This is a genomic window from Sphingomonas sp. Root241 (assembly GCF_001428865.1).
In the GTDB taxonomy this organism is placed as follows: domain Bacteria; phylum Pseudomonadota; class Alphaproteobacteria; order Sphingomonadales; family Sphingomonadaceae; genus Sphingomonas.
Genome location: NZ_LMIV01000003.1, coordinates 166,609 through 184,284, shown reverse-complemented (window position 1 = coordinate 184,284; position 17,676 = coordinate 166,609). Strand labels below are relative to the sequence as shown.

Below are 17,676 nucleotides of genomic sequence, written 5' to 3'. Positions count from 1 at the left end.
GGGAGGAATGGCAATGGAGACGATCGTGGCGGTTCTGGCGGCAAGCGCAAGCTGGATGGCGCCGGTTACGCAGGCCCAGACGGTGCCCGCCGCCCCCGCTCCGGCGGCACAGGCTTCGGGACCCGCATGGCAGCTCGTATGCGGCCCGGCGCCCTCGGCGAGCCCCACCCCCGCCCCGGCTCCGGCCGCCAACCAACCGTGCAGCCTCGTCCAGAACCTGCTGGCGGGCGAACAGAAGCAAAGGCTGCTGACGGTGATCCTGCAGCGCACGCCGCAGGCCGGGCACAACATGACGATCGCGCTTCCGCACGGCGTGTTGTTCCCGCGCGGCGTCAGCGTCCAGATCGACGAAGCGGCGGAGAAGCCGCTGGTGGTGCAGACCAGCGACCAGAACGGCGCCTATACCGGTACGCCCGTCGACGCGGCGATGCTCGCGGCGATACGCGGCGGCAAGACGCTCAAGATCGGATTCACCGCCGGCAACGGCCAGCGGATCATCGTGCCGGTGACGCTTCGCGACTTTCCGACGGGACTTGCGGCGCTCGACAGGAGTCCTCTGCCCGTTGCGCCCAAGCCGGCCGCGCCTGCGCCTGCGCCGGCAAAACCGAAATAACCAGACCCCCGCGCTGAAGGGGCAATTGGCTCGCGTTGCCCGAAACCACCCTGCTCCCCGGCGAAGGCCGGGGAGCAATGAGACGGACTCCGACCCCTATCAGGGCAGCGGGTTGGTCGGTATCTGCGCGGTACCGGCGCTCGGGCCGGTGGCCGTGCCCGACAGGCTGACCGCGATATTGCTGGTGGTGGCCAGCGGCGTGTTGCCGTTAGCGTTCCATGTGGCCACTGCGTCGTCCTCGATCCCTGCGCCGCCCTCGACAAAGCCCTGCAGGAAGATCCGCGGATCGTGGGTGTTGTCGAGTTCGGACACGCGGAGGCGCAGTAGATTGGGAGCCGCGGTGGCGGTCAGGTTGTTGTTCGCGATATTGGCGTAGATCTGGTTCGTCTCGATGTTGGTGCCCGACGAGGAACCGCTCTGGAGATTGATGTCGGCGAGCGTGTTTATGTCGGTCGAGTCGATGATGTTGCCGGTCAGCGTCAGATCGAGGCGGGCGCTCCCTTCGCGGGCGATCACGTCGACCGCCGAGCTGTTGTTGCCGGCGCCCTGCGTCAGCGTGTTGCCCGTGACGGCGACGGTGAGGTGCGAATTCTCCTGCGCCAGCAAACGGACACCGCTGCCCGATGCCCCGGTCCCCGCGGGGGTCTGGCTGTAGACGTTGATATTGGCGTTGTTGCTGATCCGGCCCATCACGTTCGCGCTGATGAACGAGGTGATGTTGATCGCGGCACCGCCGCTCGAGCGGATCGTCGGGTTGCCGATGATGTTGAACCGCACGGTGGAGGTATCATTACCGTTGATGTCGATGCCGGCGCCGATCCCCGTCTGGCTGTCGATGACGCTGTTGGTGATATCCACGCTGACCACCGAATCGTCCTCGCCGATAATCTGGATACCCTGGGTGCGTATCCGCAGGAAATCGCTGTCGATGATGTCGATATTGGTCGTCGGCGTGCCGGCGGCGCTGCTGAAGCTGCGGAACTGGAGCCCGCCCTCGCCGATGCCGCTGGTCTGCGTGTCGCGGAAGATCACATTGTTCAGCGTCAGGTTGAGGTTCACGTCGGTGTTGACGATGTCGAGGCTGTTGGTCTCCGACAGCGCGATCTCGGTGTTGGTCAGCGACGAGGTGCCCGAGAGATTGCTGAACTCGATGCCGCTCTCGTGCGCACCGTCGCCGGCACCGGTGATCAGGCTGTTGTTGAGCTGGAAGTTGCTGACGTTGATGCCGGTGATGCCGTTGTCGGCGATCGTGCCGGTGATGTTGATATTCTCGAACACCGCGGTGGCGACGCCGCTCATGTAGATCGCGCCGTTCGCCGTAGTGAGGTCGAGATCCTGCCCTGCGGCCTGGCCGGTGGTGCTGGCATTGGTCAGGTTCAGGTTGCTGATGTTGACCAATGCGGTGTTGAGCAATTCGATTCCGCGCTGGGTGATGTTCTGGATCGTGCCGCCCGAGCCGTCGGTCGTGCCGGTGCCGGTGACGGTGAGCCCCCCCGCCCCGCCGGTGGTGTTGAGCACGATGCCGCGAGCGCCGCCGTTCGCAGAGATCGACAGGAAGTTGAGCCCACCCGCGGAGATGTTGGTGTTGACGAGATTGAGTGCGATGCCGCCGACCGAGGTGATCGTGTTGTTCGTCCCCTGGATCGTCAGCGAACCCGCGCCCGCGGTGGTCGAGGTGCCGGTGATACCCCGTCCGCTCGTCGTATCGATGTCGAGATTGCCGCCGGTGAACGACACTGCTGCGCCGGTGGCGGCATTGTTGTCGAACTGAATCGCGTTGTTCGCGCCGGTCGTCAGCGTCTTGGTCGCCCCCGAGAAGGCAATCGTGCCGCCACTGTTGTTGCTCAGCAGGATTCCATTGGCGGCGCCACCGGTCGCGGAGAGGTTCCCGGAGAAGGTCACCGCGCCGCCGGTATGGCTGCTCACCTCGACGACGTTGCCCGCGTTGGTCTTGGCGATCGATGCAGCGACGGTGACGGCTCCGCTGCCGCCGGTGATGTTGACACCATCGCCGCCGATTCCACCCGCGCCGATCGTGCCGCCATTGATCGCGATCGCACCGGTCGCTCCCGCGGCTCCGACAATCGAAACGCCGTGCGCCGTCGTATTGGTGATGGCGACGCTGGTGAAGGTCACCGCGCCGTTGCCTGCGCCGTTGATCTCGATGCCGTCCCCGCTGACGGTTCCGGTGCCGATCGTGGTCGCGCCGAAGCTGACATTGGCGGCGGTACCGTTGCCGATGAAGATGCCGTCATTGCCGCCGCTGGTCGCCGCGACGCTGGTGGTGCCGCCGCTGAACGCGCCGCTGCCGACGCTGTCGAGATTGTTCAGGTTGATGGCGATGCCGGCGACGATACCGGTGCTTTGCAGCGACGCGAAGTTGATGCCGCTCGCGCCGGCACTCACGCCGGTGAGATTGATGACCTGGCCGGTGGCGGTCTGGATGCTGTTGCCGGTGCCGCTGACCGTAACCGTGCCGCCGCCCGTCGCGCTGAAGCCGGCACCGCTGGTCGTGACGATATCGAGCCCATTGCCGCCCGCCAGCGGCGCGAAGTTGATCGTCGTGCCGGTGTTGTTGCTCAGCGTCACGGCGGCGTTGGTCCCGGAGTTGAGGCTGATCGTCTGGCCGGTGAGGTTGATCGTGCCGCCGCTATTGCTGGTAACGCTGATGCCGAGGCTGGTATCGGTGATGTTGCCCGACAGCGTCGCGGTGCCGCCGGTGCGGTTGGTCGCCTCGAACGTGCGCGACGCGGCGCCGCTCGTGGTGATCGTCCCACCATAAGTGAAGTTGAGCGCGTCGCCGTTGAGCGAAACGCCGCGCGTGGTCGCGGTGATCGCGCCGCCCGCGATGTTGATGGTCCCGACGATCGAGCCTGCGCCGGTGCGCTGGACGAAGATTCCGTTCGCGCCGCTGGTGTTGCTCGCCGAGGCGAAGGAAAGGTTCACATTGGTCGTGGTGCCGCCGGTATCGGTGACGCTGAGCAGCGTGCCGCTGGTCGTGGTGATCGAATTGCCGCTGCCCAGCACGTTCACCGTGCCGCCGCCCGTGATGATCATGCCGGTGCCGGTGGTGCTGGTGATGTCGAGGCCCGGGCCGCCGGCGTTGAAGGTGACCGTCGATCCGTTATTGCCCGAGAGATTGACCACCGACGCCGCCGTGCTGGCGAGGTTCATTATGCCGTTGAAGTTGATCGCGCCGCCATTGCTGTTGATGATCGAGATCACCGTGCTCGCGTTGCCGATGCTGCTGCTGATCGTACCGTTGAACGTGGCGGTGCCGGCATCGTGCGCATCGATCTCCACGGCGATGCCGTCATTATCGGTGATCGACCCGTCGAAAGTCACGTTGGCGCCGCTGAGCAGCACGAAGGCGTTGCCCGCATTGTTATGCGTAAGGCTGGTGGCGGAGCCGAAGGCGAAGGTGCCGGTCGCGCCGTTATAGATGTCGATGCCGGCATTGCCGCCGTTGAGCGTAGTTATGCCGGGGAAGTTGTAGGTGCCGTCGGCATTGTTGAACTGCATGCCGTTGCCGCTGGTCGCATTGATCAGCCCGGCAAAGGCAAAGGTGCCGATGCTATGGTTGGCGACGTTGAGCGTCAGCCCGCCCGCGGCCTGGATGATCGAGCTCGCTCCGTCGAAGGTGAAGCCGGCGGTGCCGCCGGTGACCGTGAGCGCAGAAGTCGCCGCGCCGGTTATGTCGACATTGGTTGCGGTGATCGTCCCGCCGGCATTGGTGAAGGAAAGGCCGGTCGCCGCGCCGCTGATGCTCAAATTGGTCAGCGTGGTCGTGCCGGTGGCGTTGTCGAGCGTGATCGAAGTGCCGGTGGCGCCGGTGGCGGTCACGTTGGTGATCGTGCTACCGGCGGCGTTGAGCAGGACGTCGTTGGTGTTGCCGGTGAAGGTGACGTTGTCGATCACGGTGTTGGTCGAGGGCGTGATCTCGACGCCGTAGCCGTTCACCTGGTTGAAATTGCGGATCGTCATGAAGTCGATCACGGTGCCGGTGGCACCGGCACCGTCAACGATGCCGCGCAGCGCACCCGCAGGCGCGCCGTCGAGGATGAAGCCCGAAATGTGATTGCCGCTCGCGCCCAGCGTTATCACGCTGGCGCCCGCCGCCGTGGTGAGCGTCGCCGCGCCATTGCCGGTGGGATCGGCGATGTTGATCGTGTTGCCCGAAAGCAGGATCGTCGAGGGCACGGTCAGCGTGAGCGCCAGCGGTCCCTGCCCGAAGCCACGCACTTGGGTATCGGCGAGCAGGTTGAGCGTGTCGTTGCCATTCGATCCGGCGGCGCTGATCGCGATCCCGTTATTGACCAGCACGATGACGTCGGTCGCCGCGAGCGCGAGCTCGGCGGCCGCCAGCGTCATCGGATTGGCGCCGTCCGCGCCCGAGCCGTTGCCGCCGCCGGTCGCTCCGTTCGAATCGACGAACCATGTGCGGCCGACGCCGAAGCCGAGGCCGGGGCTCGCGCCGAAGGTCACGTCCCTGAAGTTGTAGGTGCCGACCGCCGGGGCCGCCGCCGCGTTGATGCCCGTGGCCGCCGAAATGGTCGAGGCGCTGTCGATCGCCGATTCACCATCGCCATAGGTGAACGCCGCATTGGTCGTGGCGTCCAGCCATATGCCGGTATTGACCCCGGCGATCGTAGCGGCGGCGCCGCCCGCCGCACTATCGCCGAGCGTGACGCCCTGCCCGCCCGTAGTACCGCGCAGATCGACGGCGATGCTGGTGCCGGCCGCCGCGGCGTTGGTCACATCGAAGTCATTCGCGGTGATGCCGGCAGCCAGCGCCGCGCCGTTCAGGTCGACAGCGACTGCGGTCGTGCTGTTGAGACCGATATCGAGATCGGTGATCGACAGCGCCGCGCCCAGCGCGGTGTTGACGTCGATCCCGCGGCTGGTGATCCCCTGAAGGTTGACCGTGCCGAGATTGATCGCGCCGCCGCCGGCGGCGGTCACGCTGGTGAGCACCACCGCCGTCGCCGCGCCGTTCGCGCTGACGCTGGCGAAGTTGATGCCGGGCGCACCGACGGTGAGACCGCTCAGCGTCATCGTCTGGCCGGTGCCGCTGGTCAGCGAATTGCCCGAACCGGCGATGCTGAGTGTGCCGCCCGAAGCATTGAGCGCCGCGCCGCCGGTGGTCACCACATCCACGCCGGTGCCGCCACCACCGAAGATGATCGTGGCGCCGGCATTGTTGGTGAGCGACAGGCCGGCACCGACCGTGTTGTTGATCGTGACCGCACCGCTGAAGGTGGCGTCGAGCGCGTCGGCCTGGCCGGTATTGTTCTCGACCGCGATGCCCGCGATCGTGGCGTTGGTGACGTTGACCGCGCCGGTGACGGTGAAGAAGCCTTCGACCTGATCGAGCTGGATGCCATAGGCGCCGTTAGTGGCGGTGACGCTCGAGACCGTCATGTTCACGGTCAGCGGGTCGAGATTGACTGCCGTGCCGAAGGTCGTGTCGAAGGAGCCGTCGGCGGTGGTCAGCAAGAAGCTGTTCGCCTTCGAATTGGCGACGAGCAGGCCGGTGCCGCCGGTATTGGCGATATCGAGATCGCTGAAGGTCAGCGAACCCGAGACGTTGGTCAGGCTGAGGCCGTCGCCCTGCACGCGCGCACCGGTGGTGCCGATGGTGAGCGCGCCGGCATTGACTGCCTGGATGCCGCCCGTCGCGAGATCGCTGTCGAAGGTCACGGTGTCGAACACCAGGCCCGCAGTCTCGCCGCCCGCCGTGCCGATCGACAGGTTCGACATGCCGGTGACGGTCAGCGTGCCGCCGGTGCCGTTGAGGTTGAGCAGCGCGCCCATCTGGTTGCCGGCGTTGGCGAGCGTCAGGTTCTGGAGATTGGCCGTCCGCACCAGCGCGCCCGACCGGATGTCCACCGCCGCGCCGCCGCCCGAGATCGTGCTGTTGCGGATCGTCGCGATGCCCGCGGTGCCGTTGGCATAAATGCCCGCGCCCGTGCCGGTGTTCGCGATCACTACGCCGTCGATCACGCTGGTGCCGGCGAGCTGCACCGTGCCGGTGGCGTCGGCGGAGGTCAGCAGCGGAGCGCCCGAGCCGCTATTGGGATTGGTGATCGTGCCGGTGGTGACGTTGAACACGAACACGTTCGGCGGCGCGCCGCCCCCGACATTGAAGATGTCGGTGTCGCGGAAGCTGAGCAAGGATTGGTTGTTCGCCAGCGTCAGCGTGCCCGAGATCGTGTCGAAGCTGCCGGCGCCCGCCTGCGCGTCGAGCAGGACGATGAAACTGGCCGTCGACGCGTCCGCGGCGGCGAGGCTTCCCGGATCCGACCTGCTGCCCACGCCCGTCGCGCCGGCGCGGACAAAGAAGGCGCTGACCTCGAGCGGGCTGGTGTCGCCCACCAGCGTCGCGTCGCGGAAGTCATAGGTCCCCGTGGCGCCGTTGAGCCCCGCGACGACGATCGGAGTGGTGGCGTTGATCGTCGAGGCGGCGAGATCGGCATCCACGTTCGAGCCATCGCCATAGCGGAAGCCGCCGGTGCGCGACGCGTTGGTGAGGTCGACGCCGATACCGACGCCGGTGATCGTGCTGCTCTCGTTGACGGTGAAATTGCCGAGCCCGGTGTTGCCGGTGAGATCGATGCCGCGCGTTCCGATCGCCGAGGCGCCGCTGATGTCGAGCGTCTCGAAATAGACGTTGGAGCCACCGGTCGAACGCGCATCGACCCCACGCGCGCCGGTCTGCAGTGCGGTGATGTCGATATTACCGAAGCTGAGCAGAACCGTGTTGCCCGCGCCGAGCAGGATGCCCGCCGTGGTCGCGCCGTCGATCGTGCCGTCGCCGACGGTCAATGTGCTCGTGAGACCGCTCGCCGCGATGCCCGTTGCGCTCGAACTGATGTCGATGGTGCCGATCGTGGTGGCGCCACTGTTCGAAGTCAGCTGGATGCCCGCGCCCGCCGCGCCCGATACGGTCACGTCGCCGAGGTTCACGATGGCGCTCGAATTGTGGAGCGCGACCCCCGAGCCGGAAGCGCCCGCAACGGTGATGCTGCCGAAGCTGAGCGTGCCGAGGCCGGCCACCGAACCGAGGTCGACACCGGCGCCCGAAGCGGTCGACGCAACGGTGCCGAAGGTCAGATTGCCGCCGCCGACGACGATGTCGGCGATCGTGAGCAGCGAACCCGAACCGCTATGCGATACGTTGAGCCCCGAACCCGTCAGGGTCAGGCTGCCGGCGCCCGCGCCGCTGAAATCCACTGCGGCGCTGCCGCCGGACGCCGAGAGACTGAGATTGGTGAGCGTGGCCGTCGCGGCCGCTCCGCCGTCGAGCAGCCGGAGCGCCGTGCCGGTACCCGAGAGCGTGGCATTGGAAAGCGTGACGGTGGTGACGCCGCTGCCATATACCCCGGCAAAGCCGCTCGCGCTCTGGATACTGACGCCGTCGATCAGGCTGTTGTTGGCCAGCGTCACCGTATTGGCGGCACCGGTGGTGGTGAGGATCGGCGCGCCCGATCCGGCATAGGGGTTGGTAACCTGGCCGGTCACGACGCCGGTGAGGATCACGTTGGCCGGCGCGCCGCCGGGCAGCGTGATGGTATCGCCATTGAGGAAGCTGCGCAGCGCCTGATTGACGTCGAGCTGCAGCGTGTCGTTGCCGTTGGAGCCGAGCGCGTCGAGCACGTCCTGCCCGCCGGCCGGGTTGTTCAACAGGATGATGATGTCGGCGGCAGCCGCCTCCGCACCGGCAAGGCTGCCCGGATCGCCGAGCGTGCCGCTGCCGGTCGCGCCGGCGAGCACGTAATAGACCGTCGCAGTTGTCGCGAGGCCGCTGGTGTCGCCAACGAGATTGACGTCGGCGAAATTGTAGATCCCCGTCCCGCCGTTCAGACCGGTGATGACGAGGGGCGTGGTGGCGCTGATCGTCGATGCCACGTCGATCGCGCTCTCGCCGTCGCCATATTGGAAGAGGCCGGTGCGCGACGCATTGGTCAGGTCGACGCCCACGCCGACGCCGGTGATCGTGCTGCTGTTGGTGACGACGATGTCGCCGGTGCCGGTGTTGCCGAACAGATTGATCCCGCGGCTGCCGACGGTCGAAGTGCCGGTGATGTCGAGCGTGTTGAAGGTGACGCCCCCCATCGCGCCGGTCAGATTGACGGCGGTCTGGCCCGCGCCGGTTCCGGTGATATCGACATCGCCGAACGTCAGGGTGCCGTCCGAATCGTTCGCCACCACGATCGAGGCGCCGTTCGAAAGGGCGAAGGACCCGAACGTGTATACGCCGTCCGCATCGTTGAAGTTGAGACCCAGGCTGGTGACGTTCAGCGTGGCCGAGCTGATGTCGAGCGTGCTCTGGTCGCTGAAGGCAGCGAAAGCATAGCCCGCGCTGGACGTGAGTGTGCCGGCATAGGTCACGTTCGCTGCCGAATTGGCCAGCCCCAGTCCCGTTACCGTTGCGTCGACGCTGGTACCGGATCCGAAGTTGAAGGTCCCGCTCGAGCCATTGCCGATGTCGAAGCCCGCCGTGACGCCCGAAAGCGTGGCGGTGCCGGTGAATGCATAGGTGCCGTCGGCATTGTCGAACCGCACGCCGCTGCCATTGGTCACGCCGAGGGTGCCGGTCTGGAAAGTGATCGTGCCGCCCGAGTGATTGACGATCTCGACCGCCAACTGACCGGCGGTCGCATAGGTCAAGTTACCGGAATAGGTGATGCCTGCGGTCGAGTTCTGGACATTCAATCCGGTGCCGGTCGGGCTGGTGATCGATGTGCCGGTGCCGAAGGTGAACGTACCGCTCGAGCCGTTGACGATATCGATACCCGCATCGCCGCCGTTCAGCGTCGTCGTGCCGGTGAAATTGTAGGTCCCGTCGGCATTGTCGAACTGCAGTCCGGTCCCGCCGGTCGCGTTCAGCGCACCGGAGAAGGTCGCGTTGCCGATGTCGCCGCCGCTGACCGAGATCAGCGCGCCGGTGGCGGCGGTGATGCTGCCGTCATAGGTGAACGTGCCGGCGCCGGTGTTGGCGATCGCAATGCCCGCCACGCTCGTTCCCGTGATCGACGAGGCGCTGCCGAAGCTGAAATTGCCGCTGGTGGTGCCGAGAAGCGAGATGCCGCTGTCGGCACCGCTCGCCACCGTCAACGTATCGATGTCGAGCGCGCGCCCGCCGGTCCCGACGCCGGTCACGTTGTTGACGAGCACGCCCGAATCGAGGCCCGAATAGGTGACGCTGTCGAGCTGCAGGTCGGCCGAAAGGTTGGCAAGATTGAGCGCCGAGCCCGCGGTCGTGACCAGGCCGGTGTCTATGGTCCCGCCGGTGATCGCGAAGGTGAAGCCGCCGGCCCCGCCATCGGCGAAAATGCCGTCGCCGTCGGTGTTGAAGATCGTCGCGATGAGGCTGAGCGTGCCGGTCACATCGTCGAGCACGAGGCCCGAGCCGCCGATCCGGCTCGCCGAGCTGCCGATGGTGAGCGCGCCGGTCACGGCCTGGATTCCCGCGGTGGCGACACTCGCGTCGAAGACCAGTTGCTCGCCGAACAGGCCGCGACCGCTGGTGCCGCCGCGGATCGTCAAATTGGCGAGCTGGGTCACGATGAGATTCCCGCCGTCGCCGCGCAATCTCAGCACATCGCCGGTCGCGCTCGAGAGGTCGAGGTTGCTCAGCGCGGCACTGCCGCCGTTGCCGACGATTTCGATCGCGTTGACGCCGCCGAAGATCACGCTGTTGCGGATCGTGACGTCGGCCAGATATCCGCCATAGACGCCCTTCGCGTCGAGGTTGCCGATCTGGACGCCGTCGATCAGTGCGCCCGCGGCGAGATTGACCGTGGTTGCACCCGCCTGACTGGTGGTGAGCAAAGGCGCGCCCGATCCCGCATAGGGATTGGTGACCGATCCGCCGGCGATGCCGTACAGCAGCAGATTGGCCGGTGCGCCTCCGCCGAGGCTCAGCGTGTCGCCGCCCAGGAAGCTCAGCAGGCTCTGGTTGGCGACGAGGTCGAGCCCGCCTCCGGCCGAGGCGGCGTCGATCACGTCCTGTCCGGCACCCGCCGCGTCGAGCAGGATGATAACGTCGACACCCGAGGCTTCGGCCGCGGCGAGGCTGCCCGGATCGGCACGCGTACCGGCGCCGGTGGCGCCCGCTTGTACCCAGAAGACGGTCTTGTTGGTCTGGAGGCTGGTGGTGTCGCCGGTGAGGACGACATCGCGGAAATCATAGGTGCCGCCGGGGTTCAGCCCGGCAATGACCAACGGCGTGACCGCGCTGATCGTCGAGGCGGCGCCGTCCGCATCCACGTTCGAGCCGTCGCCATAGCGGAAATTGCCGGTGATCGCCGCGTTGGTCAGATCGACGCCGATCCCGACACCGGTGATGCTGCTGCTCTCGTTGACGATGATGTTCGCCGCGGTGGTCGAGCCGCTGAGGTCGATGCCCTTGGTGCCGACAGTGGAGGCGCCCGCGATATCGAGCGTCTGGAAGGTTACGTTGCCGAGCGCCCCGGTCAGGTCGACTGCGGTCTGGTTGGCACCGACTGCGGTGATATCGACATTACCGAAGCTGATCGTCCCGGACGAACCCGCGATCTCGATGCCCGCATCGCCGGAGAGCTGGACGTCGCCCAGCATGCTGGTGCCGTCGGCGCCGAGGAATAGCAGCCCCGAGCCCGCGCTGGCGCTGATCGTCGCTTGGGAGAAGTCCACGACGCCGCCGGTCTGGCCGAAGACCACGAAATTGTCGGTGTTCAGCCCCTGGGTGAGGCTGCCCAGATAAGTGACGTTGGCGTCCGAATTCTGCAGCACGAAATTGGCGATCGCGCCGTTGGTGACGCTGGTCCCTGCGCCGAAGGAGAAGGTGCCCGAGGAGCCGTTCGCGACGTTGATTCCGGCGTCGCCGCCATGGAGCGTAGCCGTACCGGTGAACGAATAGGTGCCGTCGGCGTCGATGAACTGGAAGCCGTCGCCGTCGGTCACGTCGATCGTGCCGTCATGGAAGCTGGCGGTGCCGGTGTGCGAGACGAACGCCAGCGTGACCGCGCCGCCGAGGCTGGTGGTGATGTCGCCCGAATAATCGAGATTGGCCGAATCGGTCAGGAAGACCGCGATGCCCGCGCTGTCGGTGATCGACGCGTTGGTGAACACATAATCGCCGCTGCCGGCGAGAAGGAGACCGCCGTCGGTGAGATCGAGCATGGCCACGTTGAGCACAGGCTCACCCGCATTGGCGGCGGCGGTGTTGATCATGAAGATCCCGCCATCGGTGGCGACGATGCTGCCGAAATCAAGCGTCAGCGCGGCGTTGACGCCGACCAGCGCATCGCCCCCCAGCGTATCGATCGAGCCTGCGCGGACGATCGCCGTCAGGTCGAGATTTCCGGTGAGCAGGACGCCGACATCATTGGCATTCACTACGTCGAGGGTGACGAAATCGAGGCTGCCGTCGCTGGCGTTGACGGTCAGGCCGGTGCCGTCGACGCGTGCGGCCGCCGTACCGATCGTCATCGAACCGGTCACCGCCTGCGCGCCCGCCGTGGCGAGATCGGCGTCGAACAGCACGCCGTCGGCATAGAAGCCGTCCGTCTCGCCATTGCCGCCCAGGATGGTGATGCCGCTCAACTGGGTGACCGCCAGCGTCCCGCCGCCGGTCCCGTCGAGGAAGGCGACCATGCCGCCCGTCGACGAAAGCGTCAGGTTGCTCAGCGCCACGCTCGCGTTCAGGCCGGCATCGGAAAGCGCGATCGCACCCCCCGGGCCCGAGATGTGGCTGTTGCGGATCGTGATGTTGGCGACCCCGTCGCCGACCACGCCGATCCCGTTGACGCCATTGCCGATGATCAGGCCGTCGAGGAGGTTGCTTCCGCCCAGGTTTACGGTGTTCGCGCCTGCCATCGTGGTGGTCAGGACCGGGGCGCCCGATCCGGCAAAGGGATTGCCGATCTGGCCCGACGGAATGCCGAACAGCAGCAGGTTCGCCGGAGCGCCACCCGGCAGCGTCAGCGTGTCACCGTTCAGGAAGCTGAGCAGAGACCGTCCGGCCGCCAGATCGAACGATCCGCCCGCGCCCGCCGCGTCGAGAATGTCCTGCCCGCCCGTCGGATCGTTGAGCAGGATGATCGTATCGGCCGCGGAGGCTTCGGCGCCCGCAAGGCTGCCCGGATCCGCGATCGTGCCCACGCCGGTTGCGCCGGCCTTGACGAAATAGAGCGTTGCCGATGAGGTCAGCGTGCTGGTGTCGCCGGTGAGCGCGACGTCGAGGAAATTGTAGCTGCCGGTTCCGACATTGATGCCGGTGATGACGATCGGCGTGACCGCGTTGATCGACGAGGCCGCGCCGTCGGCATCGGTGTTCGAGCCGTCGCCATAGCGGAAGCTGCCGGTGATCGCGGCGTTGGTAAGATCGACGCCGATGCCGACGCCGGTGATGCTACCGCTCTCGGTGGTGGTGAAATTGGTGGCGAAGGCCGCGCCGGTCAGGTCGATGCCGCGCGTGCCCGCGGTCGAGCTGCCGGTGATGTCGAGCGTATTGAAGTTGACCGTGCCCGATGCATTGCGCGCATCGACGCCGGTGGTGCCCGCGCCCAGCCCGGTGATGTCGACATCGCCGAAGCTGATCGTGCCGGCGCTGCCCGCGCCGATCACGATGCCCGATGTGCCGGGATTGGCGATGCTTGTCGTGCCGGTGAACGACACCGCGCCGTCGACATCGGCGAGCGCGACGCCGGTGCCGCTGCCGGTGACCGCGAGCCCGGCGATCGTCACGGTGCCGGCCGCGCTCACGCCGTTGATCGATACGCCGGTGACGCCGCCGCTGATCGACGCGCTGCCGACCGTGACGTTGCCCAGCGTGTTCAGGAGGTTCAGCCCCGCCCCGGCCGCGCCACTCGAGCTGAGTGCGCCGAACGCGATCGTACCGCTATTGCCGCTCAACTCGACGGAGTCGCCGCCGCTGGCCGAGGCGCTGACGGCGCCCACCGAGACAGCACCGCTGTTGCCGGTGATTTGAAGCGCGTCGCCGGCGCTGCCCGCCACGCTGACGGCGCCGATGGTCACTGCGGCGCTGTTGCCGCTGATCGCAACGCCCGCACCGGCACCGGTGCCGCCCACCGCGACGCTGCCGATCGCGACGCCGCCGCCGGTCACGCCCTGGACGGTGAGCGCGCTGCCCGCCGAGATGCCCGTCGAGATCGTGCCGAATGCGATCCCGCCCGAGTTCAGATCGATCAGCGACGCCGCGGCGCTGGTTCCGGTCGCTGCGATGTCGACGTCCGACGCCGAGACGGTCAGCGTTCCCGCGCCCGCCCCGCTCAGGCTCAGCGTCGTGCCGGCCGAGGACGAGAGGTCGAGATGGGTGAGCGTCACCGATGCGGCCGCTCCGCCGTCGCTGATCGCGATCGCGCCGGCGCTTCCGCCGATATCCGAATTGGCGATCGTCACGCCGCTGACGCCGACGCCCTCCACACCCACGTCATTGCCCGCATTGCGGATGACGAGCCCGTCGATCCGCGAATTGTTCGACAGGTTGACCGTCGCCGAACCGGCGGTGGTCGTCGTCAATACCGCGCCGCCCGAGCCGGCATAGACATTGGTGATTCCGGCGGGCCCGATCCCGCTGACGGTGAGGTTGGCAGGCAAGCCCGCGCCGCTGACGGCGACGAAATCGCCGTTGAGGAAGCTGACCAGCGATTGCCCGGCGGCGAGATCGAACGATCCGCCCGCGCTCGCCGCGTCGAACACGTCCTGTCCGCCCGCCGGATCGTTGAGCAGCACGATATATTGCGCGTTCGAGGCGTCCGCCCCGGCCAGGCTGCCCGGATCGCTGCGCGTGCCCGCGCCCGTCGCCCCGACGCGCGCATAATAAGCCGTGAAGCCAGCGCCGGTCAGGTTGGAGGTGTCGCCCACCAGATTGGCATCGGCGAAATTATAGCTTCCGTTCGAAGCGTTCATCAGCGCGATGACGATCGGGATATTGGCAGCGATCGTGCTGTTCAGCGGCACCGGATTGCCGTCGCCGAAGCGGAACTGACCGGTCATGTTGGCCTGGGTCAGGTCGACACCGATGTTCACACCCTGGATGATGCTGCCGTTGAGGACGATCACATTGCCGGCATTGGTCGATCCGGTGACGTCGATGCCCTTGCCGGCGCCGGTGCCGGTGATGTCGAGCGTGTTGAACAGCACATTGCCGTGCGCGCCGGTCACGTCGAGGCCGGTGAAGTTGCCGAGCCCGGTGATGTCGACATTGCCGAAGGTGACGCCGCCCGGCACGTTGCCGATGACGATGCCGTTGGCGCCCGGATTGGCAATCGTCACCAGCCCGGCGAAGTTGATCGATCCCGCGAGGTTACCCAGGGTAATCGCGTCGCCCGCGGTGCCGGTGAGCGTGATCGCGCCGAAGCTGATCGCCGATCCGGCCAGCGTATCCCGAACCAGGATCGGTCCGCGGCCGCTGATCGGTCCGGTGAAGTTGAGCGTGCCCGATGTGTTGAAGATCGCGACGATGGCGGCGGTGCCGGTCGGATCGGTGACCGACGCGCCGAACAGCAGATTGGTGCTGCCGCCGCTGCCGGCGACGCCCTGCGTGCCGATCCGGACCGAGCTGCCGCCGCTATTGGTGATCGCGCCGCCATTGACGCGCACCAGGCCGGTCGAATTGAGGATGACCAGCCCGTCGCCGCCGCTGTTCGAGATCGTCAGCGTGCCGATGGTGAGCGCGTTGCCGCCGGTCCCGCCGCCCTGCACGGTGTTGAGGATCACGCCCGGCCCGGCCGCGCCGACCGAGCTGATGCTGGCGAAGTTGAGGTCGATGACCAGCGGGTCGAGGTCCGCCGCGGTGCCGCCGACGGTGTCGATCGTGCCGTCCAGCGTCGCCAGCGTGAAGCCGTTGACCTTGGAATTGACGACGTGGAGTCCGGTGGCGCCGCTGTTGGCGATATCGAGATCGGTGAAGCTCAGGCTACCGATAACGTCGGTGAGGAACACGCCCTGCCCGTTCACGCGCGCGGCAGTGGTGCCGACTTCCATCCGCCCGGCATTGACCGTCTGGATCCCCGCCGTGGTGGTATTGGCGTCGAAGGTCGCCGAACGCACGCTGAGGCCGCCGGTCTCGCCGGTGCCGCCGCGGATCGTGATTCCGGAAAGGCCGGTGACGGTGACGGTGCCCGCGCCCGATCCGTCGATGTCGAGCACGTTGCCGCCGGTCGCCGATAGCGTCAGGCCCGACAGCGAGACCGCGAGGTTCGCGCCCCCATCATTGATGTCGACTGCGCCCGCACCGCCCGAAATCGTCGAATTGGCAAGGCTGACGCTGCTGCCGCCGTTGACCAGTACGCCCGCGCCCGTGCCCCCACGGACGGTAAGGCCGGTGAGCGCCACCGAGCCCAGGGTATTGGTCAGCGAAATGCCCGCGCCGCCGGTATTCTCGACGATCACCCGATCGATCGCGAATCCCCCGACGCCGTTCGCGGCAATGCCCGTGCCCGCGCCGCGGATCGTGACGTCGCGAACCACCGATCCCTGGCCCAGCGTCACCGTCGCGCCCGCGGCATTGCTGCCGACGATCACGCCGTTGGTGCCGCCCAGCGCGAACTGGGCGGTGCTGCCGTTGAGCAGGCGCACATCGACTGCGCCCGCGCCGCCGAGCAGATATTGATTGGTGGCGAGCGTCACGCCCGGCGTGGTGATGTTGCCGCCGCTGCCGAGTGCCACGACGACGCCATTGGCGCCCGCGCGAGTCACGGCATCGTTTATCGTCGTCGGCGTGGCCAGCGTTCCCGCCGCCCCGGCGACGCCCGTGCCGCTCGCATAATAGAAGCCGCCGAACTCGTTGCCCGTACGTGCGTCGACTGCGAAGCGGCTGGTCGTCAGGTCCCGATAGCGGCTGCCCGAACGCGCGACATAGTCGCGGCGCACGCGGTCGCCCATCTGCCGATCGAGACCGGTCGGTACGGCGCCGCGATCGCCCGAGCGGCCGCCGAACGGGACCGACAGCCGCACCGTCGCCCGCGCGTCGGTGCCGAAGCGATTGTCGTGTTCGACCGTGCCGCCGAACGTGAAGCGCGCGCCGCTGTTCCGGTCCTCGATGTCCATTTCGAGCCCGCCGCGGATCCCGCGGTAATTCTCGTCGGCATCCTTGTCCCAATAATCGAAGCCGCCCACCGAGCCGCGGATGCTCGCGTTGCCGCCCACCGGCAGGCGTACGCCCGCCTCGCCGTTGAAGCCCTGGAGCGGAACCGCCTCGAGACGGAAGCCGCTATGCCGTTCGATCAGCCGATTGTTCTCGAGCACCAGAGCGGCCGAACCCGAGGCAGCGGGATCGATATAGCCGATCGTCCGGGTCTTGCTGAGCGGCAACCGGTAATTGACCCGGGCGTCGAACACCGAAGTGAAACCCTCGAGCCCCATCGACACCGCCGCCTGATCGCGCGAGCCGATGTCCGAGCGGTAGAAATCGGCACCGGCATTGACGCCGATGGCGACGTCCTCGCCCACGCGGACGCGCGCCCCGATAGTGGCCGAGCCGTTGCGGTCGAAGCGCTGGTCATAGCCGATCCGGCCGTCGACATAGACGAGGCTCGAATCGTTCTGCGCGATCGGCGCGAACAGTGAGGTCGAGACGCCGATGTCCTTGCCCACCTGGGCATCGACTTCCGCGCGCGGCTTCCAGGTCGGCGCATCGCTGGTCTGTCCCCAGGCGGGCGACGCCGCCGCGAGAATGGCTCCGGTCAGGCACGTCGAAAATAGCCGTGCCTTGCTGGACTTGCGCATTGATGTTCCCCCGTCCGCCCGCCGCGATCAGCGGCAGACGTTCCCGTTAAGCGTGCGCGTTCGCACGTCCGTCTGTAGCGGACGTTGTCGAACCCCCGGCGACACCTGCGTCGCGAATTAGCACAGGGGGAAACCTGCAACAAGCAAGAGGCGTCAATGATTACCAGTGGGTAGAGACAAGTTAGATTACACCTGCCTCCTTTCGGGACACGCAATTACCAGGATTCTTGTGGAGCTGGAGGGAGTATAGGATATCGACTTGTAACCGCATTGACGCATTTGCTCCTATATCAAATTTCCGCCTGCTCCCATGTGCGCTACGTAGC

At 66.9% G+C, this 17,676-nt stretch carries 2 protein-coding genes; one reads left to right on the top strand and one right to left on the bottom strand.

The window, feature by feature from the left end; genetic code table 11:
- Window positions 1-13: 13 nt before the first annotated feature.
- Complete coding sequence (locus tag ASE13_RS16075; RefSeq protein WP_056618330.1) at window positions 14-613, top strand: invasion associated locus B family protein; 600 nt, start codon at window positions 14-16, stop codon at window positions 611-613.
- 99 nt (window positions 614-712) lie between these two features.
- On the opposite strand, the gene ASE13_RS16070 is transcribed toward ASE13_RS16075, so the two are convergent.
- Window positions 713-17,350, bottom strand: coding sequence for a beta strand repeat-containing protein (locus ASE13_RS16070; RefSeq protein ID WP_056618327.1), 16,638 nt, complete (start codon window positions 17,348-17,350; stop codon window positions 713-715).
- Window positions 17,351-17,676: the final 326 nt, after the last annotated feature.

Coding starts and splice junctions, on each gene's coding strand:
- ASE13_RS16075 (WP_056618330.1), top strand. CDS start 14: ATGGAGACGATCGTGGCGGTTCTGGCGGCAAGCGCAAGCTGGATGGCG.
- ASE13_RS16070 (WP_056618327.1), bottom strand. CDS start 17,350: ATGCGCAAGTCCAGCAAGGCACGGCTATTTTCGACGTGCCTGACCGGA.